Source organism: Alteromonas sp. 38 (genome assembly GCF_902506055.1).
Classification (GTDB): domain Bacteria; phylum Pseudomonadota; class Gammaproteobacteria; order Enterobacterales; family Alteromonadaceae; genus Alteromonas; species Alteromonas lipotrueae.
In genome coordinates this window covers 4,557,978-4,583,203 of the sequence record NZ_LR733300.1, presented here as the reverse complement: position 1 = coordinate 4,583,203, position 25,226 = coordinate 4,557,978, and the positions used below count along the sequence as shown (strand labels likewise).

At 45.4% G+C, this 25,226-nt stretch carries 27 protein-coding genes; 14 read left to right on the top strand and 13 right to left on the bottom strand.

The annotated features are described in order from the left end of the window. Nucleotides 1-27 precede the first annotated feature (27 nt). From FLAVO9R_RS19800 to FLAVO9R_RS19775, 6 genes are read left to right on the top strand one after another with little or no spacing between them, the layout of a single operon-like run. The gene (locus FLAVO9R_RS19800) at nt 28-735 is read left to right on the top strand and encodes an SURF1 family protein (protein ID WP_159534139.1); all 708 of its coding nucleotides are present in this window, start codon (nt 28-30) and stop codon (nt 733-735) included. Next, nucleotides 728-1,273 carry a hypothetical protein gene (locus tag FLAVO9R_RS19795; protein WP_159534137.1) on the top strand — a complete coding sequence of 182 codons (546 nt, stop codon included), beginning with the start codon at nt 728-730 and terminating at the stop codon, nt 1,271-1,273. The genes FLAVO9R_RS19800 and FLAVO9R_RS19795 overlap by 8 nt, the downstream gene beginning before the upstream one ends. A gap of 8 nt (nt 1,274-1,281) precedes the next feature. Next, nucleotides 1,282-2,349 (top strand): COX15/CtaA family protein, encoded by a 1,068-nt coding sequence (locus FLAVO9R_RS19790; protein ID WP_159534135.1) that lies wholly within the window; start codon nt 1,282-1,284, stop codon nt 2,347-2,349. Beyond that, nucleotides 2,342-3,292 (top strand): heme o synthase, encoded by a 951-nt coding sequence (gene cyoE, locus FLAVO9R_RS19785; RefSeq protein WP_201299287.1) that lies wholly within the window; start codon nt 2,342-2,344, stop codon nt 3,290-3,292. The genes FLAVO9R_RS19790 and cyoE overlap by 8 nt, the downstream gene beginning before the upstream one ends. Further along, nucleotides 3,289-3,957 carry an SCO family protein gene (locus FLAVO9R_RS19780; protein ID WP_159534133.1) on the top strand — a complete coding sequence of 223 codons (669 nt, stop codon included), beginning with the start codon at nt 3,289-3,291 and terminating at the stop codon, nt 3,955-3,957. The genes cyoE and FLAVO9R_RS19780 overlap by 4 nt, the downstream gene beginning before the upstream one ends. Nucleotides 3,958-3,972: 15 nt before the next feature. Further along, nucleotides 3,973-4,566 carry a GNAT family N-acetyltransferase gene (locus tag FLAVO9R_RS19775; RefSeq protein ID WP_159534131.1) on the top strand — a complete coding sequence of 198 codons (594 nt, stop codon included), beginning with the start codon at nt 3,973-3,975 and terminating at the stop codon, nt 4,564-4,566. Here the strand turns inward: FLAVO9R_RS19775 and FLAVO9R_RS19770 are convergent, their stop codons facing one another. Beyond that, entirely contained in the window at nt 4,567-5,778 is a 1,212-nt protein-coding gene (locus FLAVO9R_RS19770) for a polysaccharide deacetylase family protein (protein WP_159534129.1), read from the bottom strand. A 179-nt stretch (nt 5,779-5,957) separates the two neighbouring features. On the opposite strand from FLAVO9R_RS19770, the gene FLAVO9R_RS19765 reads away from it, so the two are divergent. Next, the gene (locus FLAVO9R_RS19765; RefSeq protein WP_232370739.1) at nt 5,958-7,226 is read left to right on the top strand and encodes an MATE family efflux transporter; all 1,269 of its coding nucleotides are present in this window, start codon (nt 5,958-5,960) and stop codon (nt 7,224-7,226) included. 34 nt (nt 7,227-7,260) lie between these two features. Here FLAVO9R_RS19765 and FLAVO9R_RS19760 read toward each other — a convergent pair whose 3' ends face one another. The 6 genes from FLAVO9R_RS19760 to nfuA all read right to left on the bottom strand — a co-directional run bounded on the left by FLAVO9R_RS19760 (nt 7,261) and on the right by nfuA (nt 11,228). Further along, a complete protein-coding gene (locus tag FLAVO9R_RS19760) occupies nt 7,261-8,253 on the bottom strand; it encodes an AraC family transcriptional regulator (protein ID WP_159534125.1) in 993 nt (330 codons plus the stop codon). 60 nt (nt 8,254-8,313) lie between these two features. Beyond that, nucleotides 8,314-8,961, bottom strand: a complete 648-nt coding sequence (locus FLAVO9R_RS19755) for a class I SAM-dependent methyltransferase (protein ID WP_159534123.1) — start codon at nt 8,959-8,961, stop codon at nt 8,314-8,316. Between the two features lie 133 nt (nt 8,962-9,094). Next, nucleotides 9,095-9,478, bottom strand: coding sequence for a VOC family protein (locus FLAVO9R_RS19750; protein WP_159534121.1), 384 nt, complete (start codon nt 9,476-9,478; stop codon nt 9,095-9,097). 37 nt (nt 9,479-9,515) lie between these two features. Next, nucleotides 9,516-10,208, bottom strand: a complete 693-nt coding sequence (locus FLAVO9R_RS19745) for an aspartate/glutamate racemase family protein (protein ID WP_159534119.1) — start codon at nt 10,206-10,208, stop codon at nt 9,516-9,518. A gap of 190 nt (nt 10,209-10,398) precedes the next feature. Then, nucleotides 10,399-10,632, bottom strand: a complete 234-nt coding sequence (locus FLAVO9R_RS19740) for a hypothetical protein (RefSeq protein WP_159534117.1) — start codon at nt 10,630-10,632, stop codon at nt 10,399-10,401. 17 nt (nt 10,633-10,649) lie between these two features. Continuing rightward, nucleotides 10,650-11,228 (bottom strand): Fe-S biogenesis protein NfuA, encoded by a 579-nt coding sequence (nfuA, locus tag FLAVO9R_RS19735; protein WP_126872128.1) that lies wholly within the window; start codon nt 11,226-11,228, stop codon nt 10,650-10,652. Nucleotides 11,229-11,341: 113 nt separating this feature from the next. Here nfuA and FLAVO9R_RS19730 point away from each other — a divergent pair, with 113 nt between their 5' ends. Beyond that, entirely contained in the window at nt 11,342-13,966 is a 2,625-nt protein-coding gene (locus FLAVO9R_RS19730; protein ID WP_159534115.1) for a M14 family zinc carboxypeptidase, read from the top strand. A 58-nt stretch (nt 13,967-14,024) separates the two neighbouring features. Here FLAVO9R_RS19730 and FLAVO9R_RS19725 read toward each other — a convergent pair whose 3' ends face one another. After that, nucleotides 14,025-14,744: a ComF family protein gene (locus tag FLAVO9R_RS19725; RefSeq protein WP_159534113.1), complete on the bottom strand. Its 720-nt coding sequence runs from the start codon at nt 14,742-14,744 to the stop codon at nt 14,025-14,027. Nucleotides 14,745-14,905: 161 nt separating this feature from the next. Between FLAVO9R_RS19725 and bioH the strand changes: the two genes are divergently transcribed. The 3 genes from bioH to FLAVO9R_RS19710 all read left to right on the top strand — a co-directional run bounded on the left by bioH (nt 14,906) and on the right by FLAVO9R_RS19710 (nt 17,331). Then, nucleotides 14,906-15,715, top strand: a complete 810-nt coding sequence (gene bioH, locus FLAVO9R_RS19720) for a pimeloyl-ACP methyl ester esterase BioH (protein WP_159534111.1) — start codon at nt 14,906-14,908, stop codon at nt 15,713-15,715. A gap of 198 nt (nt 15,716-15,913) precedes the next feature. Next, on the top strand, nt 15,914-16,246 hold the full coding sequence (locus FLAVO9R_RS19715) for a hypothetical protein (protein ID WP_159534109.1): 333 nt from the start codon (nt 15,914-15,916) through the stop codon (nt 16,244-16,246). A 17-nt stretch (nt 16,247-16,263) separates the two neighbouring features. Then, nucleotides 16,264-17,331, top strand: coding sequence for a putative metalloprotease CJM1_0395 family protein (locus FLAVO9R_RS19710; RefSeq protein WP_159534107.1), 1,068 nt, complete (start codon nt 16,264-16,266; stop codon nt 17,329-17,331). A 188-nt stretch (nt 17,332-17,519) separates the two neighbouring features. Here FLAVO9R_RS19710 and FLAVO9R_RS19705 read toward each other — a convergent pair whose 3' ends face one another. Together FLAVO9R_RS19705 and greB are read right to left on the bottom strand one after the other, a co-directional pair. Beyond that, nucleotides 17,520-19,892, bottom strand: coding sequence for a Tex family protein (locus FLAVO9R_RS19705; protein WP_159534105.1), 2,373 nt, complete (start codon nt 19,890-19,892; stop codon nt 17,520-17,522). A gap of 162 nt (nt 19,893-20,054) precedes the next feature. Then, entirely contained in the window at nt 20,055-20,540 is a 486-nt protein-coding gene (gene greB, locus FLAVO9R_RS19700; RefSeq protein ID WP_159534103.1) for a transcription elongation factor GreB, read from the bottom strand. Nucleotides 20,541-20,715: 175 nt separating this feature from the next. Here greB and FLAVO9R_RS19695 point away from each other — a divergent pair, with 175 nt between their 5' ends. Next, nucleotides 20,716-21,003 carry a hypothetical protein gene (locus FLAVO9R_RS19695; RefSeq protein WP_201299286.1) on the top strand — a complete coding sequence of 96 codons (288 nt, stop codon included), beginning with the start codon at nt 20,716-20,718 and terminating at the stop codon, nt 21,001-21,003. A gap of 250 nt (nt 21,004-21,253) precedes the next feature. On the opposite strand, the gene fkpA is transcribed toward FLAVO9R_RS19695, so the two are convergent. After that, the gene (gene fkpA, locus FLAVO9R_RS19690; RefSeq protein ID WP_159534101.1) at nt 21,254-22,033 is read right to left on the bottom strand and encodes an FKBP-type peptidyl-prolyl cis-trans isomerase; all 780 of its coding nucleotides are present in this window, start codon (nt 22,031-22,033) and stop codon (nt 21,254-21,256) included. 151 nt (nt 22,034-22,184) lie between these two features. Here fkpA and FLAVO9R_RS19685 point away from each other — a divergent pair, with 151 nt between their 5' ends. Together FLAVO9R_RS19685 and FLAVO9R_RS19680 are read left to right on the top strand one after the other, a co-directional pair. Further along, a complete protein-coding gene (locus FLAVO9R_RS19685) occupies nt 22,185-23,162 on the top strand; it encodes a WD40 repeat domain-containing protein (RefSeq protein ID WP_442858572.1) in 978 nt (325 codons plus the stop codon). Nucleotides 23,163-23,170: 8 nt separating this feature from the next. Next, the gene (locus tag FLAVO9R_RS19680) at nt 23,171-23,431 is read left to right on the top strand and encodes a SlyX family protein (RefSeq protein WP_159534099.1); all 261 of its coding nucleotides are present in this window, start codon (nt 23,171-23,173) and stop codon (nt 23,429-23,431) included. Nucleotides 23,432-23,502: 71 nt separating this feature from the next. On the opposite strand, the gene FLAVO9R_RS19675 is transcribed toward FLAVO9R_RS19680, so the two are convergent. Both FLAVO9R_RS19675 and FLAVO9R_RS19670 read right to left on the bottom strand, forming a co-directional pair. Beyond that, on the bottom strand, nt 23,503-24,639 hold the full coding sequence (locus FLAVO9R_RS19675) for a DUF748 domain-containing protein (RefSeq protein WP_159534097.1): 1,137 nt from the start codon (nt 24,637-24,639) through the stop codon (nt 23,503-23,505). Between the two features lie 342 nt (nt 24,640-24,981). Further along, nucleotides 24,982-25,188, bottom strand: a complete 207-nt coding sequence (locus tag FLAVO9R_RS19670) for a YheV family putative zinc ribbon protein (RefSeq protein WP_159534096.1) — start codon at nt 25,186-25,188, stop codon at nt 24,982-24,984. Between the last annotated feature and the right edge of the window lie 38 nt (nt 25,189-25,226).

Here is a 25,226-nt window from a genome sequence, read left to right as displayed (position 1 = left end):
CTCAATAGTAGTGTGCAGGTTGGCCAAATGAATCAGGTTACAGCATCCAAATTAATCGCAATCGTCATTACTAGTCTATGTGTAATGGCGATGTGTGGCTTGGGGTTCTGGCAACTAGACCGAATGGCACAAAAGCAACAACGCATAGCTAGCATAACCGAAAAACAGGGGAAAGAAAGCTTGTCGCTTATTGATGCCCTTTCAATGAAAGCGCCCGAAGATCGCGCCGTTTACTTTGAAGGTACGCCAAACGGCGACAAGGTGTTATTGCTCGATAATCAAATACACGAACAACGGGTAGGCTATGACGTTCTAGTGCCAGTACAAACCAATGCAGGGTGGATATTAGTTAATTATGGCTGGTTGCCTGCACCAGACTTAATGCGTTCGCTACCGGCAGTAAAAATTAGCCACCACGCACAACAATTTGAAGGGGTGGTGAGTCAGCCCAATCATAATCCGTTAGTAAAAGAAACGCTTTCATCAGCATTAAGCTTTCCGGCTCGTATTCAGCAAGTTTCTACCAGTACCGCCAGTGAATTGTTATCGCTTAACTTATTACCTTATGTAGTAGTACTTACCGCAAAAAATGACCTTTTTGTCAGGCGTTATAATCGAGTTTCCATGCCGCCTGAAAAGCATTTGGGTTATGCCATTCAATGGTTTGGTCTTGCAATCGCAGCCGCCTTGATTGGCGGTTTCGCAATTATGAAAAAAGGACGTCAATATGAGTAATCCGGCCTCGAAAAAAACCTTAATTATCATGGTTGCCGTGTTCGTGCTACCAGTGATTTTAGCCAAGCTTGCGTTAGAGAATGATTGGTTCAACCAAGGTGCTACCAATAAAGGTGCATTGTTGCAGCCTACCATTGATGTTTCATCGCTTTTAGAAGGTACGGAGCCGAAATGGCGCTTGTTGTATGTCTTGCCCGAAAGCTGTGATGTCACTTGTGAAAATGCATTGTTTAGCATTAACCAAGTGTGGCTGGCGCTAGGCAAAGAGTCTGACAGGGCGCAAGCATTAGTTTTGTTCACTGAAAAAAGTGATGTAACAGCGCTAGAACAGTTATCTGAGTACGCCAATGTGCATACCCTGAGCGTCAGCGGTGTGCCTATCACCAACCTTAAACAGCAAAGCGTATATATCGTTGATACCTTAAATAATGCCATGTTGTATTACCAAATAGACAGTGACAGAAGTACCGCGGTGATGGAAAGCCGAAGTATGCTGGCTGATATTAAAAAGCTTCTGAAATTGTCTCGTATTGGGTAGGAGATGCTATGAAAAAACTGGTGCTGTTTAGCCTGTTTCTTGCCGCAGTAGTCATCATTTTAGGGGCTTACACACGCCTTACTGATGCTGGCCTTGGTTGCCCTGACTGGCCGGGTTGCTATGGCAACCTTACCGTGCCGCTAAGTGACGAAAAGGTAGCCGCGGCGAATACGGCGTTTCCAGACCGCCCCGTGGAGGCGCATAAAGCATGGAACGAAATGATTCATCGCTATTTTGCAGGGGCGCTAGGGCTATGCATTTTGGCGATTGCCATTATCGCGGTAAGGCAGCGCCATAAAGGCACGCCAGTTAAGCTGCCCTTGTTGCTGCTTGGCCTTGTGATTTTTCAAGCGGCGCTTGGCATGTGGACAGTCACTCTTAATTTATTGCCTGTGGTGGTTATGGGGCATTTGCTAGGGGGGTTCACCGTACTAAGTTGCTTATTTTTGCTTTATTTACGCCTTAGAAAACACAGCTCAGTTAACTTGCTACAACGGGAATCCAATTCGGCACAACCGTTAACAGACGACAGCCTTAATCTTGGTAAAACCAACAAGCTGACGATGATGGCATTGTTAGGTATGGCCATTTTAGTGGGGCAAATAGCGTTAGGCGGCTGGACATCGGCCAACTACGCCGCCCTCGCCTGTACCGATATGCCAATTTGCGAGCCCGGGTGGCAGCAGCGGTTAGATTTTCAAGGCGCATACAGTGTGCCCGAGGCACAAAACTATGAATTTGGGGCACACGATTACGGTGAGCGAGCCACTATGCATATTGTGCATCGGTTCGGCGCTGCAATCACCTTTCTTTACCTTACCGTATTGGATGTTATGTGGTTACGAAACAGTAAATTATCACCGGCGGTGAAAAAAGGGTGTGTCTTAATGCTTGGAGTACTATGCGTGCAAGTGGCGCTGGGTCTAAGTAACGTTTTGTTTAGTTTACCTTTGTTTATCGCGGTATCACATAATGCAATTGCCGCCATGCTATTACTCACAGTGATATGGCTGACATGGTCAGTTGCTCCTTCAACCTCTTCTTTCTCCTACTCTACTGGAGGTCATCATGGCTAAAACTATCCCGTTAAATACTGCAGTTGCAGGTAAGCACTCGCTAAGCTCGCAAGTGAAGAACAACTCGCAAGCAAAGATCAGCTGGCGTGACTATTACGAAATGACAAAACCAAACGTGGTGATGCTACTTTTGCTCACGGCGTTAGTGGGGATGTGTTTAGCCTCGCCTAGCTGGGTAAACGCTACAGCGTTGGTGTGCGGATTGCTGGGTATTGGCATGTTATCGGCATCAGCCGCGGTGATTAATCATGTGGTCGACCACAAAATTGACAGCCAAATGGCACGTACTTTCAATCGGCCTGTGGCTAAAGGAAAAGTAAGTATCGCAAAAGCATCTTGGTTTGCAGCAGGGCTTGGCGTAATGGGTTTTGTTGTATTGAGCTTATGGGTGAACATGCTTACCGCTTGGCTTACCCTTGCTAGCTTGGTGGGCTATGCCGTGGTGTATACCATGTTTTTAAAACGAGCCACGCCGCAAAATATTGTAATTGGTGGTATTGCAGGTGCTGCTCCACCGCTTCTTGGCTGGACCGCTGTCACTGGGGAAATTCATGCTCATGCGTTGTTGTTAGTACTCATTGTATTTACGTGGACTCCCCCGCATTTTTGGGCGTTGGCTATTCATCGCGAAAAAGATTATGCGAAAGCGAAAGTGCCCATGCTGCCGGTGACCCATGGGGTAGAATTCACTAAAACCTCGGTGTTACTTTATACCGTGTTACTGAGCTTGGTTTGCCTGTTGCCTTATTTGGTGGGCATGAGTGATTTAATTTACCTTATTGGCTCTTCGCTTCTAAATATTGGGTTTATGTATTACGCGATAAAACTGAAATTTGCGGCCACTAGCCAAACCGCGATGAAAACTTTTAAGTTCTCAATTGTTCATCTCATGGTATTGTTTGTAGTATTGTTGTTCGATCACTACGTACCACTGAGTTTATGAACCGACGGATTTTTGTAGGCGTTGTTGCATTAGTAGCGTTATTGGCGGGTGTGTTAGGGGCAATTTATTTGTCACCAACGGGTCAGTCTAATGGCGGTAAACCCAAGTATTTTCAGGCTTATCCTGAGCCTCGCGCCATTGCGCCTTTTTCGCTGACCGACAGCAAAGGCAATGAATTTAACCAAGCTTCGCTAGAAAATCAGTGGAGCTTGTTGTTTCTTGGTTATACGTTTTGCCCAGACATATGCCCTACTACAATGGCCGAACTGAACAGCATTTACCCGCAACTGCAGGCTATTGAGTCTGAATTTCCTATTAAAGTGGTGTTTATTTCTATCGATCCTAACCGTGACTCATTAGCACGGCTCGACGAATACATCAGCTACTTTAACCCAAACTTTATTGCTGCGACCGGTGCGCATAAAGCCTTATTTCCCTTCGCTCGCAACTTGGGCATGATGTATGCAATTGCTGAAAGTACAGATAATCCTAATTATCTTGTCGATCATAGTGCATCGGTAGTGCTTATTAATCCTGAAGTACAGGTGATAGGGCGTTTTAAGCCAAAACGTGAGCCTGGCAAGTTGTCGATTAGTGACGCACAGCAAATACGTAATGACATGCCAGCGATTACTTCATCATTCAGTTCAAACTCGGCACTATAGGTAGGTATGGGAGGCATGGATATAAAAATCCGACAAGGTCTCGTGTCTGATGCTCGCCAAGCGGTTCCCTTATTATTAAGTGCTGCAGAAGACCTATTGGTTTGTGTATTTGGTAATGGGGATACAAGGCATACTCTCGAATTTTTGACCCATGCATGGAAAGGTAAGGACGGGCAATATGGCTGCAATAATCACTGGGTTGCGGTAGTCGATAATGTTGTTGTAGGCGTCATTACGGCGTGGCACACCAAGTTGGGGCCAGTGTTTGACCGAGCGTCGTTAGACAGCGTGACTAGCTTCTACAATCTTGATGAAGCAATGGCAGTGCTAATGCGCAACCAAGCTGTTGCTGTCGGTTTAACTCCCCCAAGTGCGACAGAGCTTATGTTGGGCCATGTAGCGGTAGATAGCATTGCTCGGCGAGGCGGCATTGGCAGCGCCATGATTGCCCATATGCGTAGTTACGCGATAGCACTTAAAAAGCAGGCATTGGTACTAGACGTACAAATTAGTAATATTGCTGCCATCCGGTTTTATCAAAGCGTTAATTTTAAAGAGCAATCAGTGAACGGCACCTTTGTGCGTTTTGTTCATGCACTTTCAGCTTAACTAATCTGGGTAATTTCCGTTTTTATCTGCCACAAAAAATGGCTGAGAATACCAATAATATCTTCCCGATTGAGAGTTGCTCGGAGCGGTACAATTTACTCGCGAACGGCCTACAGGAAGTGCTTGAGTAATACTGAAGGTAATCGCATTGTCTTCAACCCTAGTTTCAACTGGTGAGCCTGAAAAGAAGCAATTTACTTGGCTTAAACGTACATCATCGCCCTTAATCGTTAGCGTAATAGGGGGGAGTCTCGATTCGTCACTAGCGCCTTGCACCGTATTTCGATTTACCTCAGGGATATACTCACCTTCAAAGCTGGTCGATAATACCGGCATAGCAATACTGTTTAGTTTGGTTTTTAGTGTACTTAAGTTGGCATAAGGGCCAGCTGCAGGAAAGCGAGGTAATGTTTGAAAATGACTGTGTGGACCTATAGCGCCTGAGTGTTGTCCGAACGCAATGTAGCCCTCTTGCGCGAGTTTATCTGCTAGCTTTTGGTTGAACTCACCAAAAGGGTAGGCCAAATATTTAAGTGATTCGCCAATTTTGCTATCAATAATAGCCTCGGCTTCAGCTACATTCTGCCATACCTTTTCAAGCCAAGCTTCGTCGTTAGTGTCGCTATCAGCCTCACTGCTTGAAACTCTGCCATCCAGCATATGCAAATGATCAAGCGTATGGTTAGCGAAGGTAACGCCATCGTTGTGCATCGCCTTAACTTGTTCCCAAGTGAGTTGGCTTCTATTGGTACCAATTTCCCCTGGATTAATAAATATTGTGTACGGGAAGCCCATATCAACCATAATGGGGTGGGCATTTGTGAGGATGTTTTCATAGCCATCGTCGAAGGTCACTACCACGGTATTGGAAGGCAGCGGTGTGTTATCTAAAATAGCGTTGACCACTTTTGCTAAAGGTAAAACTGTGTGATGTTGCTTTAAATATGCCATATGTTGCTTGAACATATCAGGCGATATACTGGTGCTTTTCGGCGTGTGGTTAGACACATGATGGTAAAGCAAAATAACACCATTTTGAGTAAGAATTTCACGGGTTGGCTGCGTAGTGTTATCAGTAGCAGCCAGACTATAGCCAGAAAAACAGACAAGAAAGAAAAGTGCTAACCCGTGTGGTCGGTTGCCTTTCATTTGCGCCAATATAGCGTCACATTTAATCCACGAAATGACATTGAAAGGCATGATAAACTTCATGTTTTCTCCGAGTTGAAGTTGATTTAATAGCAGTGCTTTTTACTGCGTGTCAGCATGCTGTTCTACTAATGCAGAGACGATAATTAATGCAAAAGCGAGTGCAAGAAGATAAGCAATCTCTACGCCAACCTGAGTCGTTATGGCACGATCATACACGCTTACTCACTTTAGCGCTGCCCATGATTCTGGCCAATATTACCACTCCTTTACTGGGTTTGGTGGATACGGCGGTTTTGGGGCATATGTCGGCGCCCGCCATGTTAGCCGGTGCGGCAGTTGGCGCACTAATTCTTACCCAAATTTACTGGGTGTGTGGATTTCTGCGCATGTCATCAACGGGCTTAAGCGCACAGGCAAAAGGGCATGAAGATGCCACGCTTGCCTCTGCCAAAGTACTTTGGCAAACCCTTGCTGTCGCTTCAATTTTGGGGCTGTGCTTACTAATACTTCAAGAGCCTGTACTCACAGCAGGGTTAGCATTGGCAAGCCCTTCAGATGCAGTAGCAGTACACTTAACTGAGTATTATCAGGTTAGGGTATGGGGCGCACCAGCGGCTATGCTGAACTTAGCCCTTATCGGCTATTTAGTTGGGCAACAAAAAACCCGCACGGTGATGATTATTCAAATAGTGGGTAACCTTGTAAATGCAGGATTAGATATTACCTTCGTTTATGGGCTGTCTTTGTCGGTGGCTGGGGTTGCCTTAGCCAGTATTATTGCTGAATACGCCATGGCATTTATGGCGATGTACGTAGCGTTGAAACAAGTGAGAGGTATTGCACCAGAAGCAAGTTGGTTTAACCGTGCAGCGCGTAAAGTGTTAATGAAACTCAATACTGACATGCTGCTACGCAACTTAGCCTTGCAAGCTTGCTTAGCCTTTTTGACGATACAAGGCGTGCGATTCGGTGAAATACCGGCGGCAGTGAATGCTATTCTACTGCAGTTTTTCGTATTAATAGCGCTAGGATTAGACGGTGTCGCCTATGCAGTAGAAGCGTTGGTGGGTGAAGCTAAGGGGGCAAAGAATTCCGCGGAAATAAAGCGCAGAACATACCAAGGGTTGTTTTGGTCATCGCTTTTTGCAATAGGCTATAGTGCTATCTTCTTCTTTGGCGGGCACGGCATAATAAGCTTGCTCACTGAGCATCAAAATATTGTGAATGCAGCGGTAACCTACCTTCCACTTATGGTTATTCTGCCACTACTGGCACATTGGTGCTTTTTGTACGACGGTGTATTTGTTGGCCTTACTAAGTCATCTTCTATGCGCGACACAATGATTATTAGCGCCTTCGCGGTATATTTCCCAGTATGGTTTTTTACTCAGTCTCTCGGTAATGTCAGCTTGTGGTATGCATTGCTGGCGTTCTTACTCGCCCGTGGCATTACGCTTGGATGGAGCTTCGAACGGCTAAGCAAGCGCAATGCATTGTGTGACAGCTAATCTAAGCCATGCAAAACCCAACCACGCTAAGCAGCTACGTCACTGTAGTCACTTCGATTGGCAGAAATACATCGGTCACGGCTTCATGGGCGGCTACATCGGGGAAAAAGCGAATACGCTCTAAAAAAATCGGGAAGTCTCTCAGTTCAAATTGTGTATCAGGCAACCATTGGTGATATAAAGCGTGCACCACCGCCCCTAATTCGGCATCGGTGCCAATATGGCGGGCCTTAGCGCAGTATCCTTCCGGTATGGCAGTGGTGGTGACGTTGGGAGTGATCGTATCCTTAGACTGGCATGCTTCTATAGCCTTGCTTGTTTTTGCGGGCTGGTTAATAGGCGCAGTAATTTGGCACGCCACACCAAACCGGTAAGACTCATGTGGCGTGTTGTCAGGGTCATCATACAGTAAGTTGAAAGTGCGGCTGGTGGAGGGCGGTAGTTTTTTTTCTCTGCGCCACGCAATAAACGCACTTACCGTGCTCATAATGTGGCTAGGCGGGCCAATGTGCATCATCATCGCAATGTCTAAGGCTGGAAACTGAATAACTGACACATCAAGTTGATGATTTTCAGAGGTGACATTTTCAGACGCGCTATTTGAGTTGTCATGTGAGGTGTTCATAAGTACCGAAGATCCTTTTTCGTTAGATATTACTAGCGAGCTAATTTGTGCACCTTTATGTAGCGCTTCAACATTGGGTGTCTTTCTAAAGCCTGAAGGCGACTGGTTGTAATGCTTTTTAAAGGCTTTGGCATAGCTTTCATGTGACCCAAACCCTGCTTCTATCGCAATTTCCAATATGCGTTTTTGAGGCCGAAATGCTAATTTATAGGCACTTTCGTGCAGTCGAAGCTGCCTAGCGTAGGCGCCAATATTAATACCAAACTTTGCGTTAAATGCGCGATGAAGATGGTACTCAGAGGTACACGCGAGAGAGGCGAGTTGAGTAAGATTATTGGCACGGTCGGGCGACTTTAAAATGGCGTCGGCGACCTTATCAAGACGGCGATATAAAGGGTTCATTCGTTACTAGCGTTATTGAGGTTAAGCAAACAATACAAAGTTGAATCAAAACATACCCGACTATTTTTGCGGTATTGCCTTTTGCACGACAAAGTAGGTATGAAATTCGGGTAGCTGCTCGTATTCAATATGCCGAATAATGCAGTCGGCTTCGACAATATGACGTATATAACCGTTGATACCTAGTGAAGCGTAATAGACTTCAGGCCCCATGGTGGTGTTGGTATGTTCACCCGGTTCATCCACACCGCCACAGCTAAATATAAATATGCCACCTGGCTGTAGTGCATTGCAAAGTTTGGTAACTAGAGCCGCTTGGCTGTGTAGTGGTACGTGCCACAGGCAGTCCCAAGCACTAATGAAGCGGTACTGATGGGGCAGGTCGAAGGTGCAAATATCACCAAAATAAAACGTGTTGTTAGGGTGTCTCCCTCTGGCTAACGCCAGCATCTCATTTGAGATATCAATCCCCTCTACTACAAACTCGTTGTCATGCAGCAGTTCAATAAACCTACCCGTACAGCCACATCCTACATCAAGGCCGATGCGAGGTTGATCTGTTCTGGATGAGCCTTGTTCTGACGTAAATACGTCTAGAAATGATAACGCGACCTTATGCTGAGCAATACCATTGCTACGATTAAACTCTGGCCGTGTCCAACGCTGGGTAATTTGATCGTAAGCAAGGCCGGTTTCTGCTGGTGTCATGGTCGCTTACCTATTCTGACTTATCGCTCGCCAGTGTAGCACTGACGAGCTAAACGTAGATGTTTATACACGCTCAAGGCTGTTTAAAAGCTCAAGGCTGTGTATCCGCTCAAGGCTGTGTATCCGCTCAAGGTTATTTCTTAACGAAGTGAGTCGCACACAGTTTGTTGCCAGAAGGGTCGCGCAAATACGCAAGGTACAACTGGCGCTCTTCTGTACCACGAATGCCGGGAGGATCTTCAACCGGCACGCCGCCATTGGCTGCGCCTACTTTATGCCATTCATCAACAAGCGCTGGGTTTGCCGCAGCAAGGCCAATCGTTGAACCGTTCCCGTGGGTAGCGGCTTCGCCGTTAATTGGTTTGGTAAGGGCTAACACACCTTTTGGGGTGAAGTAGAAAACACGACCGTGTTCATCGTATACGCCTTCATCGTATCCAAGTACAGCAAGAGAGGCATCGTAAAACTTCTTCGATGCTTCGATGTCGTTCGCGCCAATCATTACATGACTAAACATAGCATTTCCTTTTTGTAGGCAAAATATAGTTATCTGACTATTCTAGCGCCATTTTTACAGCCTCAGCAGCGTGAAGTGCTGTTGTGTCGTAAAGAGGCATATCAGTGTCTGACTGCTTTACCAACAAGGCAATTTCCGTGCACCCTAAAATAACGGCCTGTGCACCTTGCGCCTTTAATTTGTTGATAATATCAATATACGCGTCACGGGATTTTTCACAAATAACCCCTTTGCATAATTCCTCATAAATAATTTTATGCACGACTAATCTGTCTTCACTGTCTGGTACGACTACATCTAAATCAAACTGTTGCGCTAAACGTTCGCTGTAAAATGCCTGTTCCATGGTGAATAGGGTGCCTAACAAGCCCACTTTTTTGACCGTGTTTTCACACAGAGCCACGCCGGTGGCATCGGCAATATGCAATAAAGGAATGGCTACAGCGCTGGCCACCTGGGCAGCGACCTTATGCATGGTGTTGGTACATATAAGGAGAAAGTCTGCGCCGGCATCTTCTAATGACTGTGCGGCGTGCTTCAACGCATCGGCGGCTTTATCCCACTCACCGCTGCGCTGGAAAGCTTCTATCTCGGCAAAATCAACCGAGTATAGGCATATTTTTGCACTGTGGAGCCCCCCGAGTTGGCTATTCACCAACCGGTTAATCGCTTGGTAATAGCTAACCGTCGATTCCCAACTCATACCACCAATAAGCCCAATGGTTTTCATCTCAGCCTCCTCTAATAAGCACGACAAAAAACGTATTAAAAACCGTCACAAACATGACGTTAAGAACAACCAATGTAAGATTATAAATACTAGACTACGTGCAATCCGCAGCCTAGGACAAGGTCATTGAACGTGAGAATTAACAAAAGTATGTTAGGAAACGTATGGGACAAAAGCAGGAGGTAAGCGACTAATCGTCTTTGAAACTAGGCGGTATTTTCTTATCTTTTAGAAACGCGAAACGCTGCATGAAGATGCCTACATAGCCAGACATGGCAATGACAAAGCCCACAAGCAAGGTGGTAAGAGAATAATAGTAAAGGAAGGTGCTTAGATGACTTAACGTGAAAAGCTGCACAACGCCAGCAACGAACAAGGCAAGGCCTAATTTAAATCGTCGCCAGCTTTTGTGCACATCAAACATAGTTGAGATACAACATCTTAGTAGTAAGAATGCTCACCGGCTTCATGTTCAGTAGCATCACGAACACCGTTTAGTTCCCCTGCAAATTGCTCAAGCATTTGCTTTTCAATGCCGTCTTTCAAAGTTACATCAACCATAGAGCAGCCATTACAGCCGCCGCCGAACTGAAGAATAGCGAAGCCATCTTCGGTAAGTTCAGCCAACATTACTTGGCCGCCATGGCTAGCAAGTTGAGGGTTGATTTCAGCTTCAATCATGTACTTTATGCGTTCAGCCAAAGGCGCATCATCAGCTACTTTGCGTGCTTTAGCATTAGGGGCTTTAAGCGTAAGCTGCGAACCCATTTGATCAGTGACATAATCAATTTCTGCTTCATGTAAAAAAGGAACACTTTCTTCATCTACCACTGCATTGAAGCCATTGAACTCTAGGCGAGTATCCGTTTCTTCAACGGCATCTGGCGGGCAATAGGACACGCCACACTCGGCGCTCGATGTGCCCGGATTTACGACGAATACACGAATATTTGTGCCAGTCTCTTGTTTATCCAACAGTTTTACGAAGTGAGCCTGGGCTTCTTCTGATATAGTAATCATCAGTAAGTCCTATTAATTTAAAATTTGGTTTATGATAACAAATTTACCTGACTAAAACAGTCAAGTATTGACTAGTTTCGATGTAACCGCATAACGACAAGACGGATATCACTATGCTCGCAGCTTTGGTTCGCACCGCCACAATCTCGATTTTCCCAAAATGGTTTGCGCCATTTATCGTGTTAACCGCCGTGTGCGTATCTGCTTCGGTAAATGCCAATATAGTTGCCCTCGATAAGGGGGGAAAGCCGGTTCAGGCCTACTTACCAACTGATGTAACATATAACCCAGATATCCCTACGCCAGAATCAGTACTGGGTGCGAACATTGGCCAGTGGCACGTACGTCACGATCAACTAACCCACTACATGCGTGTACTCGCTGACCATTCCGACCGCATTTCATTAGAAGTCACCGGCAGAACCCATGAAAATCGTGAGCTATTGCTACTTACCATTACTGCGCCATCGAATCGCCCTAATATAGAAAGTATGCGAACCGCGCATATCGATGCCATGAATTCAGGTGAAAAAGTAAAAGCCGGTGCGCCACTCATTTTCTATATGGGTTACAGCATTCACGGTAATGAGCCTTCAGGCTCAAACGCTGCATTAGCCCTAGCTTATTACTTAGCCGCTGGGCAAGGTGCGCGAATCGATGCGTTACTGAACAACAATATTGTGCTGTTAGACCCATCTTTCAACCCCGATGGGTTATCTCGTTTCGCGCAATGGGCCAATATGCACAAAGGAAAGCAACTTGTCGCGGATAGTAACACCCGTGAGCATGATGAAGGCTGGCCATCAGGACGCACGAACCACTATTGGTTTGACTTAAATAGAGACTGGTTATTGTTGGCTCACCCAGAGTCTCAAGCGCGTATAAAGCAATTTCATCGCTGGCGCCCGCATATTCTTACTGACTTTCATGAAATGGGTACCGATAGCACCTACTTTTTTCAGCCAGGTGTACGCTCGCGTAAAAACCCTATTACGCCGGATGAAAACGTCACTTTAACCGAAGCGTTAGCGGCGTATCATGCCAAAGCATTTGATAAACAAGGGAAGTTGTATTTCTCGGAAGAGGCATTCGACGACTTTTACGCCGGTAAGGGAAGTACCTACCCTGATTTACATGGCAGCATCGGTATTTTGTTTGAACAAGCGAGTTCTCGCGGACATATACAAGAATCTATCAATGGACCATTGGCATTTTCTACCACTATCGCAAATCAAATTACGACCTCATTAAGTACCTTTGAAGGTGCGCTTGCCAACAAGCCGGCTATTTTAGATTATCAATCGGCTTTTGTTAAAGACACGCAAGCATTAGCAAAAGACGGTGATATTAGCGGCTACATTGTGGGTGAGTCGAGTGATAGCGGCAGGTTTAATGCGATGTTGTCGCTACTTAAACAACACAATATTAAGTTCGAGGTTGTCAGCAAAGACTCAGACGTTGGCAAGCAAACCTTTAATGCTAATCGCGCCATTTATATTCCTGTCGCGCAGGCCCAGTACCGACTTATCACGTCCATATTTTCAACCCAAACCTCGTTTGAAAATAACACCTTCTACGATGTGTCATCGTGGAACATGGCGATGGCATTTAACTTGCCCTTCTCGGTGGTTGAAAAACGGGATACCCGAAACGTAAAAACGGCTGCCAATGCAAAGTTAGCAATGCCAGTGCTTAGCGAGTCGTTACCTGCCAGTGCCTATGCGTACGCGTTTTCATGGAACGATTACTACGCGCCAGCCTTGCTTCAGTCGTTATTAGAGGCTGGGGTAAGCGTAAGAAGTAGCGAAAATGCGTTTGAAGCTAAGCTTGTTAATAATCAGCGCCATACCTTTACCTCGGGTAGCATTGTCATTCCTACAGGATTAGTTCAGCCTGAAAATTTACTCAGTCTGCTAACCGAGCAAGCTCGCGCGTTACGTATTCCTGTTTACGCCCTCGCGAGTGGACTAACGCCAACGGGCAGTGATATTGGAAGTCGCTCAATCAAACCTATTTTAGGGCCAAAAGTGCTATTAGTTGGGGGCGAGGGGGTAAGCGAATATGAAGTGGGCGAAATGTGGCACTATTTTGATACGCGGGTAGGCCTACCTGCCAGTATTGTGGAGCAACAAAAACTGGGCAATGCGCTACAGTCAGGTTATACCCACATTGTGTTTGCTAGCGGGCAGTATACGCTGTCGGATGACACTAAAGATGCCCTGTTCAATTGGGTTAAAAATGGCGGTGTGTTGATTGGACAAAAATCAGCCCTTCGTTATTTTGCAGCCAATGAATGGTTAAACGTCGATATAGTAGATAGAGAAGAAATAGACAGTCAATTTGATGAAGATAAACTGACGTTTGGCGATAAATCGGCGTTATATGCAAGAAAGTTGGTGGCTGGCGCGGTTTATGAAGCTGAAATAGATATCACCCATCCACTATTTTACGGTTATACCGACACTACACTGTCTATGTTCAAAACCAGCAATATGGTGGTGAACAATTATTACACGCCATTTACTACGCCAGCTCGATATACCTCAGCGCCATTATTGGCTGGATTCAGTGATGAAAAACTAGTGAAACTAATTGCCGAAACCCCTGCTGTGATCACCACACAGCAAGGTAAAGGTGTTGTGATTGGGTTTACCGACAATACGCAATTTCGAGGGTACTGGTATGGCACAAACAAAATGTTAAGTAATGCCATTTATCAGTCTGGTTTTCTTAAGTAGCTAATTTTTATTTAGCCAATTCTTATGTAGCAAGAATACGTGGCGGTAGTCGTTTCGATTACCCCGCAACTAGCAGTGAACTTTTCGGGGGCGGTGTAAAGGTCATTGCCCATACCAGAATATTCAGTTGTGGGTAGCGAGCTCTCAATAAGCTTGCTAGCGCGTTTACCGTAACACCAGTAGTAATAACATCATCTACTATAGCGATACGCTTAAGAGTAGGGGTAGAATCGACTAACCTATCAATACACTGATGAGTTAATGAAAACACCTGCTTAGCATGTTGTAGCCTTTGTGCTTTTCCTAGTTGATGTTGCGCAGACATACCTTGTCGAATCGCCCAATTGGTGCAAATGGGAATATTCAGTGCACTTCCAATGGATTTAGCTAACACTGCGGCTTGGTTATAATGTCGCGTTGCTAGCCGCCAAGGGCTTAATGGCACTGGTAAGAGAAGTTGGGGAGCAGTGTGGGTTAAGTGCGGTGTGTGGTGCGCCAAGTGTTGCTGTTTACCGACAAACCACTTGGCTAAAACCTTCCCTGAAGTGAGTGAGTGTTGAAACTTAAAGCTATGAATTAAGGTGGTTATTGGATAAGTATGTAAAGCCAATACCGACAGCTGCTGATAGGCACTATGCTTAACGTGCTGACCGACTGGTCCAAATGACAGTAAGTTATTACCGTGATCGTTGGCCGAGAAAAAAAATATGTCATGTTCACACCAATGACATACTGGCGCAGGACTTGCCTGATAACATAGTAAGCATGAAAGATTCATAGTACGTGAATTTTTGAATTCTTAAGTTGAGTCGCTTTTTCTCGCTTGTAGCTACAGTAAGATAACGTGTCTTTAAGCATTTTTTGAGATAATGGGTAATCATGCATATATGGCAGCCTATTAGGTTTGCTTCTTCATGCAACAGCCAAAGGATGTATACAGTGAAAGATTTGCATACAAACACACAGCTTGTCACCCGAACTCAAGGTACAGGAAACGATCTGGTTTTCCTTCATGGTTGGGGTATGAATAGTGGGGCTTTTACTTCGTTTATTCCCTATTTAACCAATAGTTTTCGGGTTACCACTATTGATCTTCCCGGTTTCGGCGAAAACGCTCAGCATGTGCCTTCCCCTTATAACGCTGAGTCTTTAGCACGAATGATAGCGCCTTATATTCCGCCAGAAAGTATTGTTGTGGGTTGGTCTTTAGGTGGTTTGGTGGCGCAACGATTAGCTTTAATTGGTGGCTTAGATCTGAAAGGCTTAGTGACGATAGCCTCTACACCACGTTTCATCGCTGGCCCCTGCTGGCCAGGCATTGCAGGTGATTTACTTGCCATGTTCGAAAATCAGTTAGAGAGTAACTACAACAGGACACTAGAGCGCTTTTTAGCGATTCAAGCAATGGGAAGTGATACGGCACGACAAGATATAAAAGCTATTCGTGGGCATATCAGTGAATTCCCCGAACCAGATCAGCAAGCGCTGAAACAAGGCTTGAGAATTCTTTCCACAGAAGATTTACGCCAAGACATTGGCCGGATAACGGTGCCAACCCTTAGACTTTATGGCCGCTTAGACAGCCTAGTGCCTACCAGTGGTATAGATCGTATTTGCGAGTTGCATCCTCAAGCCGATACGGTGGTGTTGCCCCATGCAGCTCATGCGCCGTTTATTTCTCACCCTCAACAAAGTGCCGATATTTTGTTTAGCTTTGCATCGAGCGTGTATCAACAAAAAGCATCGTAAATCCGATGCTTTTAAGTCGCGTTAAGGTGATGTAAACGGCCGCGAGTGTATACGCCGCAGCTTTTAGCCAGCGAAATGCTAGGCGCAAAGAAGAAATATTGCTCGTTTTCACAGCCAGTTAAGGCGTATGAGCGGTACAGACCTTTTCATTTAGTGCAATTTGGTTAATAATTGCACATGAGAGTGTAGAGGTAGTGTATGTCTGGTATATCAGGTGTAAATAGTAATAATATAAATTCGGCTATTTTGTCCGGACAATTCGGTTTGCAGAATGCCAGTAATGGTATTACGCAGGCTGCGTCTAATATTGCCCAGCAAACCACGAACGCAGAGCGCGATCCGCAAGCCGTTTTAGCCAATGCTGCCACCCAAAGCTTACAGAATGTACGCAACATACTTCCCTCTACGCAGGATGATGTCACCACAAATCTGTTGTCATTGAAAATCAACAGTATCAACGCCCAGGCTTCCGCCAAGGTGCTTGATGTGGCGAATGACACGATAGGCACAATAATCGATACGTTAGCGTAGTAATGTAGGAGTGTAATGTGAACATTGTTACCCCTATCCTTACGGCCATAGCGTACCCTACTGCAAACGTTAATACCGAGTCAGCGAGACGAGACAACGCATTACGTGAAACCATTCCTCAATCGGGGGATGCAGAGAAAGGGGCGTCGCAAAAGGGCCTAGGTTCGGACAGTGACAAAGCTCGAAATCCGGGACAAACGCCTGCGCCTGTTACCTACGATCGCCCCCAAGTCCAAACTGAGCTGCAAAGCGCGTTTGAAAGCGTGTTTGGCGAACAAAAAGACAATGGCTCTGATGAAAGCGCGGGTAAACAAAATGCCCAAGACCAACAGGAATCAAGCCAACAGGAATCAAACCAGCAAGCTTCAGGACAGCAATCCGCACAGCCTGAGCAGCAGACGGAAGAAGAACAGCAAGAGATAAGTAACTTAGAGGCGCGTGATCAAGAAGTCCGTACTCACGAGCAGGCACACGCCGCGGCGGGTGGACAATACGCTGGATCTCCCCAATATGAATATACCACTGGGCCGGATAACAAACGTTATGTAACCGATGGCGAAGTCTCTATTGATATCTCTGAGCTAAATAGCCCTGAAGAAACCCTTCGTAAAATGCAGCAAGTACGTGCTGCTGCACTCGCCCCTGCGGAGCCTTCTGCGCAAGATTTAAAAGTGGCAGCAGAAGCTACTCAAAAATCGTTTGAAGCTCGCAGCGAAATCGCTGAAGACAACGCTACAACATCATCGGTATCGCCTAGCGCATCAGATATCACGCCCCCTGATATTGATGAAATTACCGATAATGCGGGTGTTGAACGCCCGACAAGGGCACTAGACGAAGCTGTTTTACAAGCGCAAACGGTTGAGCAAGATGCTGTAAGCCAAGGAGCGCAAGGTACTAGTGAAGCTTCAAATGAGATTGGTGGTGGGTTTGATACGCGCTCACTAGCATTTGGCAACGAAGCTCTGCCAAATGGCGACAATGTTCAACAAAGCCAAGCTAACTCAGCCCGCATTGGTCGCATTCAGAATTTCTACACACAAGCCTATACACCAGTACGTGAAGGTTTTTCCGCTAGCGCCTAGGGTTTGTAGTGCCTAGCGCTTAATAGTAATAGCGCTTATCTAGCCTCGTTTACCGCTCATTGCCAATAACACGTGTTCTTAACCGTACTACTCTCATAAATACAAAACTCTACTGGGCAAATACAAAAAGCCAGCATGTATGCTGGCTTTAAAATTATAATCGCGCGTGTAAACAATGGCGTTACGCGTTATTTCTTGGCTTTGGCGAAGGCATCGGCAAAGGCATTACCCATCGCACTGTTTTGCTGCTGGTTTTGTCCGCCGCCACGCTTGTTTGGCTTATCTGCGTGAGAGTGTCCACGCGACCCATTGTTAGCGCGGGAATTAGCAGTAGACTTTGCGTTAGCAGCGCCATTGCTGTTATTGCTTTTGCCTGCTTGATTCGACGAGGTAGGGGTATCCTCTAACCGCATAGTAAACGATATACGCTTACGTGCTACGTCTACCTCAAGCACCTTAACTTTAACAATGTCCCCGGCTTTCACTACATCCCGTGGATCTGAGATGAACTTGTTGGTTAGCGCTGAAATATGCACCAAGCCATCTTGGTGGACACCTACATCAACAAAGGCACCAAAGTTCGCAACATTACTCACAACGCCTTCTAAAATCATACCTGGGGTAAGATCTTTAATGGTCTCCACCCCTTCTTTGAAGGTGGCAGTTTTAAATTCAGGTCGAGGATCGCGGCCCGGTTTATCAAGCTCGCTTAAAATATCTTTTACCGTGGGTAAGCCGAAAGCGTCACTGGTAAATGTATCTGGCGATAAGGTTTTCAATAGCTCTGTGTTACCGATAAGATCGTTAACGGCAACCGCGGCCGTATCCACAATTTTATCAACCACAGGATAAGCTTCGGGGTGAACCGCAGACGCATCTAGTGGGTTGCTACCATTTACGATGCGTAGGAATCCCGCCGCTTGTTCGAAGGCTTTCGGCCCTAGGCGCTCAACTTTCATTAGCGCTTTTCTGTCGCCGAAGGCGCCATTGGTATCTCTAAATTGCACAATGTTGTTTGCAAGGGTTTTATTCAATCCAGACACATAGCTTAGCAGCGCGGGTGATGCTGTATTTAAATCTACACCCACCGCATTTACACAGTCTTCAATTACGCGGTCGAGAGATTTACCTAACTGGCTTTGGCTAACATCATGTTGATATTGGCCTACACCAATGGCTTTAGGTTCAATTTTTACAAGCTCGGCAAGGGGGTCTTGTAAACGACGAGCAATGGAAACTGCACCACGTATAGACACGTCCAAATCAGGTAGTTCGTTTGAAGCTAATTCTGATGCAGAGTAAACCGATGCGCCGGCTTCGCTTACCATGATTTTTTGTGCACCTAGCTCTGGGCTATTTTTAAGCATTTCCCCTACAAGCTTATCGGTTTCACGGGAACCTGTACCATTACCTATACTGATAAGCTCAACTTTATACTGCTTACACACGGTAGTGAGGGTACGCAGTGACTTATCCCACTGGTTCTGCGGTGCATGGGGGAAGATGGTATTCTTAGCGACGACTTTGCCTGTTTTATCTACGATAGCGACTTTCACGCCAGTACGAAGACCAGGATCAAGGCCCATCGTGGTCTTAGCGCCAGCAGGCGCAGCCATTAGCAAATCGTTGAGGTTCTTAGCAAAGACCTCAATCGCTTCTTCTTCAGCGCGCTCGCGAAGACCACTGAATAGCTCGGTTTCCATGTGTAACGCGATTTTAATTTTCCACGTCCACTGCACTACTTGCGCTAAGAAATCATCTGCAGGACGGTTGCGGTGCATTATGTTGTAGTGGCTGGCAATAAGGTGTTCACAGTGAGAAGGTGCACTGGCATCATCTTGCTGCGGGTCGGCATCAAGTTGAATGTTCAACATGCCTTCGTTACGGCCACGAAACATAGCAAGGGCGCGATGTGAAGGTGCGTTTTTGTACTTTTCACTGTGTTCAAAGTAGTCTTTGTACTTAACGGCTTCTTGTGCTTTACCGTTTGCTACTGTGCTTTTAATATGTGCGTTTTCAATCAGGTAGCTGCGAATTTTACCCAACAGTGCTGCATCTTCAGCAAACCGTTCCATTAAAATAAAGCGAGCGCCTTCAAGTGCGGCTTTGGTATCTGAAACCCCTTTTTCGGCATTAACGTATTTAGCGGCTAACTCATCGATAGACTGGTCAGGGTTGGCAAATAAAGTATCTGCTAAGCCTTCAAGGCCTGCCTCAATGGCTATCTGACCTTTGGTGCGTCGACGGGGCTTAAAGGGTAAGTATAAGTCTTCCAATGTGGTCTTACTGTCAGCGCCGGTAATGTTGCGCTTTAACTCATCAGACAGTTTTCCCTGCTCATCAATAGATTTCAAGATGACTTGGCGTCTGTCTTCTAGTTCTCGAAGGTAGGTAAGACGTTGCTGAAGCGTACGTAACTGAGTGTCGTCTAGCCCTTGAGTCACTTCTTTACGGTAACGTGCAATAAACGGCACCGTTGAACCTTCATCAAGAAGCTTAACCGCAGCACTGACTTGAGAAGTTTGTACGGCAAGTTCTTCGGCAATTTTGTTAATAATCATAATACGCTCTAGGCAATAGCAAATAAGGATGTAGTGGCTAGCATTAGCCTTTTTACACCGCTTTCATTTTAGTTGGAATAACTGGCAGCAATTATACCACCGCGACGGGTCAGAAGAAGCCTGATTGTAAGGTCAGTATTCATGGAAACTGTTTTAACCTTATTACAGTTTATCGGTTGGATCGTACCAAATGCGGTTTATCCACCATTCTTTTATGTCGGTTTCTGTTTTTACCGTAACGTCATCATCTTCTTCTTTCCCCACTAGGGCTCGCGCCATAGGAGAGTCGATAGAAATGTAATCTCGACGGCCAAATATTTCATCGTAACCCACAAGGCGAAGTTCTAGCACCTGCCCTTGTTCGTTTTCGATTTCTACCCAAGCACCAAAATAAACTTTATTTTCCTGCTGGGAACTATAATCCACGACTTTAAGGTTTTCCAAACACTTACGTAAGTAACGTACTCGCCTGTCGATTTCACGTAATTTTTTCTTATTATATTGGTAATCTGCATTTTCACTACGATCGCCCAAGCTAGCAGCCCACGTCACCTTTCGTGTGATTTCGGGCCTTTCTTCCCGCCACAAATGGTCAAGCTCCTGTTTTAGCTTCAAATATCCTTTTCGTGTTATCAGTGGTGTTTTCACAATTATTTAGTTAAATTGAAATCTTATGGCTAGTGTATGTGGGTGAATTAATAGAACGCAATAAACAAATGCGTTGAAATCTACCATTTAAACCACTTTGTGCAAATATTGAACATAAACCTTAAAGTTGTTGTCGCAGTATAAATAGCAACCAGCTAATGAGCGGGAAAATCGAATGGAAGATAACGCACCGAAGGCGGAAAATAAGCCTGCAGACAGGCGCCGTGCTGCAACTAACGGTTCAATGGGCGGCACTATTGCTGGTTTTATGCTTTTTTTAACTGGCGCGTTAATGGTGCTGTATGGCTTACTGGATATTGTAGTACGTATGGATAGCCTGATAACAGCAGGATATCTCGTGATTGGTTTATTAATGTATAAGTTTGGTCAATATCTGTTAAATCACTTTGCGGTATTTAAAGTGCAGCGTGAACGTCGTCGTGCGCCACCTCGTCATACTTAAATAGGTTGTCGATAAGGTGCACAAAAAGCGAGTAATCGAATGACTAGCCGTCTAATACACCTTCTGCGTAAGGTGGGCATTTGCTGTATTAATAGCGGTGAATATCGTGCAGCCTTCACTCTTATCCGCTCTTTTTGGTACAACCATCACTTAACGCATTAAAAAAGCCGACACTTAAATAAGTATCGGCTTATACAAGTAGTGGCCAATGCTAAAGCGTAGCCACTACACTTTGAAGCGCGGCGTGATATTACTCAGCAGCAGCTTCTTCTTTAACGATTTCAAGCAATTCAACATCGAAGATTAGCGTTGAATTTGGTGTAATTGAACCAGTAGCACGCTCGCCATAAGCTAATTCAGAAGGGATGTGGAAGCGGTACTTCGCACCTTCTTGCATAAGTTGAACTCCTTCGGTCCAGCCAGGAATAACTTGGTTAAGTGGGAATTGAGCTGGCTCACCACGCTTGTATGAAGAATCGAACTCAGTACCGTCTAGCAAAGTGCCACGGTAGTGAACTTTAACGATGTCTTCAGCCGCGGGGCTTGCGCCATCACCTTCTTCTAACACTTCATATTGAAGACCAGATTCGGTTGTGGTTACGCTATCTTTCTTCGCGTTTTCTTCTAAATATGCCGCGCCTGCTTCAACATTGTCTTGTGCGGCTTTTTGCGCCATTTCTTGTTGCTTAGCACGAAGTACTTCTTCGCCTTGCTGAGCAATTTGCTGAATTTCTTGTGGGGTAAATTTCAATGTGTCGTTAAGGCCATCTTCAAAGCCTTCTTTCAACGCCGCTTCATCTAGCGGAAAGCCTAGTTGCTCTTGCTGTTGTGCACGGTTGCTCACGAACAAGCCCATACTTGCACCCATAGCGTACGCTTGCTTTTGTACGTCTGTCATTGATTCTGTCGAAACATCGGCGGTTTCAGCGATGTCAGTGCCGGTAGTAGCGGCCTCATCAGAGGTGTTTGGCTGACAGGCAAAAAGGCCTAGGGCAGCAATAGTAGATAAGGCAACAAGCGACTTCTGCATAAAACGTCTCCATAAATTTTTATCATCATGCGTCTATGTTTAAACTGCTGCATCCAGGGCAGTCTGCACGATAGTGAAAGATGCGTGATCCATGCTATGTTAAACCTAGCATTCACAAAGCGAAACCTATTTGATTATGTTTAGGGCTCAAATGTTCCCCAGATTATTGTTACTCACCTTATTAATAAGTGGATCTATAGGATGTAGCTTCCCTGAGACCACGCCAATTAAACAATGGCGACATGTTGAGGAAGGGGCTTACGCAGCCGATGTGTCGCCCGATGGTACTATTTCCGTTGTATCAGGCATCAACAATGGCATCAATGTATGGCGAATAGGCGAAGAAACTCCTTTGTATCAATGGAGTCATCAAGGGGAAGGTAATAATTTAGTCGTTTCGTTACATATATCAGCCGACAATACTCATGTAGTCACTGCTGACAGAGAAGCGTTTGCACTGTGGAGCATTGAAACCGGCGACCCGATTGGCTTTTGGCGTATTGACGAAGCGTCTATTCGTGATGTGGCCATTTCGAATAATGGCAATGGCATCTTGGTGGCTCGTTCTAATGGTAAGGTCATGTTTTTTGAGCCTAAAACTCAGCGCAGGTTAGAGTTTTTAGGGCATCAAGAAAAAGTGAACTCGATTGATATCTCCCCGAATGGCAAGTTTGCCTTAACCGGTGGCAACGACTATATCGCTTATTTATGGAGCACCGACACAGGGCAAATAATCCATACCTTCACGCATCCTTCCCGGGTGACCAAAGTGGCATTAGATGACAAAGGTCGTTTTGCTTTTACTGCCGATAGCCAAAGCAAATCACAAGTGTGGAACGTGCAAACTGGCGAGGCCATTAGCGGTCTGAGCTTTATTGCTAGGCAAAAAATCTTCACTGATGCTGTGTTTTCTGATGATGGTAAGTATTTACTGACAGGCTCGCCGTCACGCCAAGTGTATTTGTGGGATTTGAAAAGTGGTAAGGAAGTGGATGCTTGGCAAGTAGCATCACGAGATACTGTTTCACCGCCAACTGCAGTTGTTTATGGCGTTGGGTTTATGTCCGATGGTAATATTGTGACAGAAAGCAGCAGTGGTCTTGCCGAAGTATGGCAACGCAGTAAATAGAGTAGATTATGACAGATAAAAATAGCAGTACTGACAGTGTCGCATTTCGGGTAGAACTCGATAGTACGAACCACAGTATTGAAGAGCTCCAAACGAAAATAGCGTTTCAAGAGCATACCATTGAAGCCTTAAATGAAGCGCTGTCTTCGCAGCAGCAACAACTTGATGAGCTTACCTACAAGTTACGCCACGTTATCGACAAGGTTAAATCAATTGAGCCTTCTAATATGGCCAAAGACTCGGAAGAAACACCGCCTCCCCATTATTAATGATACCCCTGCATTGCAGACTGAGCTTACGAAGCCCTGGCCGATACAGATACAACGACTAGCTTATCGTATCAAGGTTTAGTGCTTTGGCTGTCTGTGTCAATGGTTTTGGTTGAATCAGGCAGTGCGGGTTCAGCTAAAGTTTCTAACTCTACCGACTCTTCAATGTCGCCGCTAATGGCTTTAATAAAAGCGTTTTTAATAATGGCGCCCAGCGCACGAAGTACATCGGTATCTGGGCTACTTAAATCCCCCTCAATAGGAATGCGAGTAGCGACTTGATCTTCACTTTGGTTCTCAAATAGTTCAGTAATAAAAGCGGATAATAGCTCTACGGTGCCTTCAAGTAACCCATCACCATCTTGCTCAATATCACCCTTCCATGAAAATACTTCCACATGGTGCAGTATTGGTTTTATGTAGCCTTTTACTTTGCCATCATCGGCAGCAACTTCGGCAGCAAGGGTAAGTGAACCTGCCTCTAGGTCAAATGGTGCATAGGTATCCAGCAGATTTTTAAAGTTAACTAAAGCCACATTGTCGGCTTGAATATTGAGATCGAAAGTAGGTTTATGTGTGGCAGGGTTAAGCTTGGCTTCTAGGTTCAGTGTACCTTGTTGGGCAGTTTGTGCGCTCAGGGTGGCATTAGCCACCCGATTGTCAGATAACGCATCGCTATTCACCAAATTTGTTACTTCACCTTGAATGTCGTGTAGCGAAATATCAATAACAGGCGAGCTCTCTGGGTTATAAAAACCAATTTTGCCATCGGTCACACTAAGCTTATCAATACGTAATGGAAACAGTTGATTAGCAATGTTAAGCCAATCTTCGTTTTTACCGGCTTGACTGTTATCGCTGGTGGCACCGTCGACAAAGTTAATTTCAGGACGAGTAAGATTCACCGTACCGCTTGCGGCCCCTTTTATAAGTTGGCTCCAGTTTAATGTGAACTCAACCTTATCGGCGCGAAACAGAGGCTTGTCTACTTGTCCGTTAGACTTGTACAACAACACGTGCTCTAAACTATAAGCACCGCGCCAAAGCATTAAATCTACGTCACCTACTCGGCCGCTGTATTCACCTGGCTGACTGAGAGTTTTATTGATATACGACTGGGCCGTATAAGGCATGCTCATGCGAATGATAAGTAGCAACCCAAGTACGATGGCGAGTGAAATAAATAGGTAACGATTTGCGGTCTTCATAAATACTCCTTTAAAAGAGTACTTCAAGAATTATGCCGCCGGAAGTTAGCTGTCTGTAAATGGGGCGAGGTTAAATAATTCAGTACTATCAGTTGGATAAGAGTATGCTATCAAAAGTTTTCTGACGTTACATTATGTAAAGATACGTCGAATGTGGGCGGTATCTTCACAGAATGCGTAATAGTTACTTCTTATTAGAAAGAGGCAATGCACATGACTAAAATCTTATGTGAATTAACTCATGAGTAGCACCCTACGAGGAATGCAAGGTTGAGTATTATGTGTACTAGCGCTAATTGCGAAGAAGTGAGTTACACAAACGTGAGGGGGGGTAACCGCGAACTAGTGAGGTTTGAAAATGCCAATCACGTTTTCATTTTCACGGGTGGCCGCATTCACTTGTTCTTCGGTTTGCGCTTCATTATAGCCACAGGCCACGCACTCTAGCTTTTCTACGTTATTTTCGTAATATAGCGAAATAGTGTCTAACTCTTGGCATTTTGGGCAGGTAGCGCCTGCAACAAAGCGGCGTTTAATCGATTTTTGCATTGCAGCTCTCTTAACGTAATTTACTCAGTATTATACCG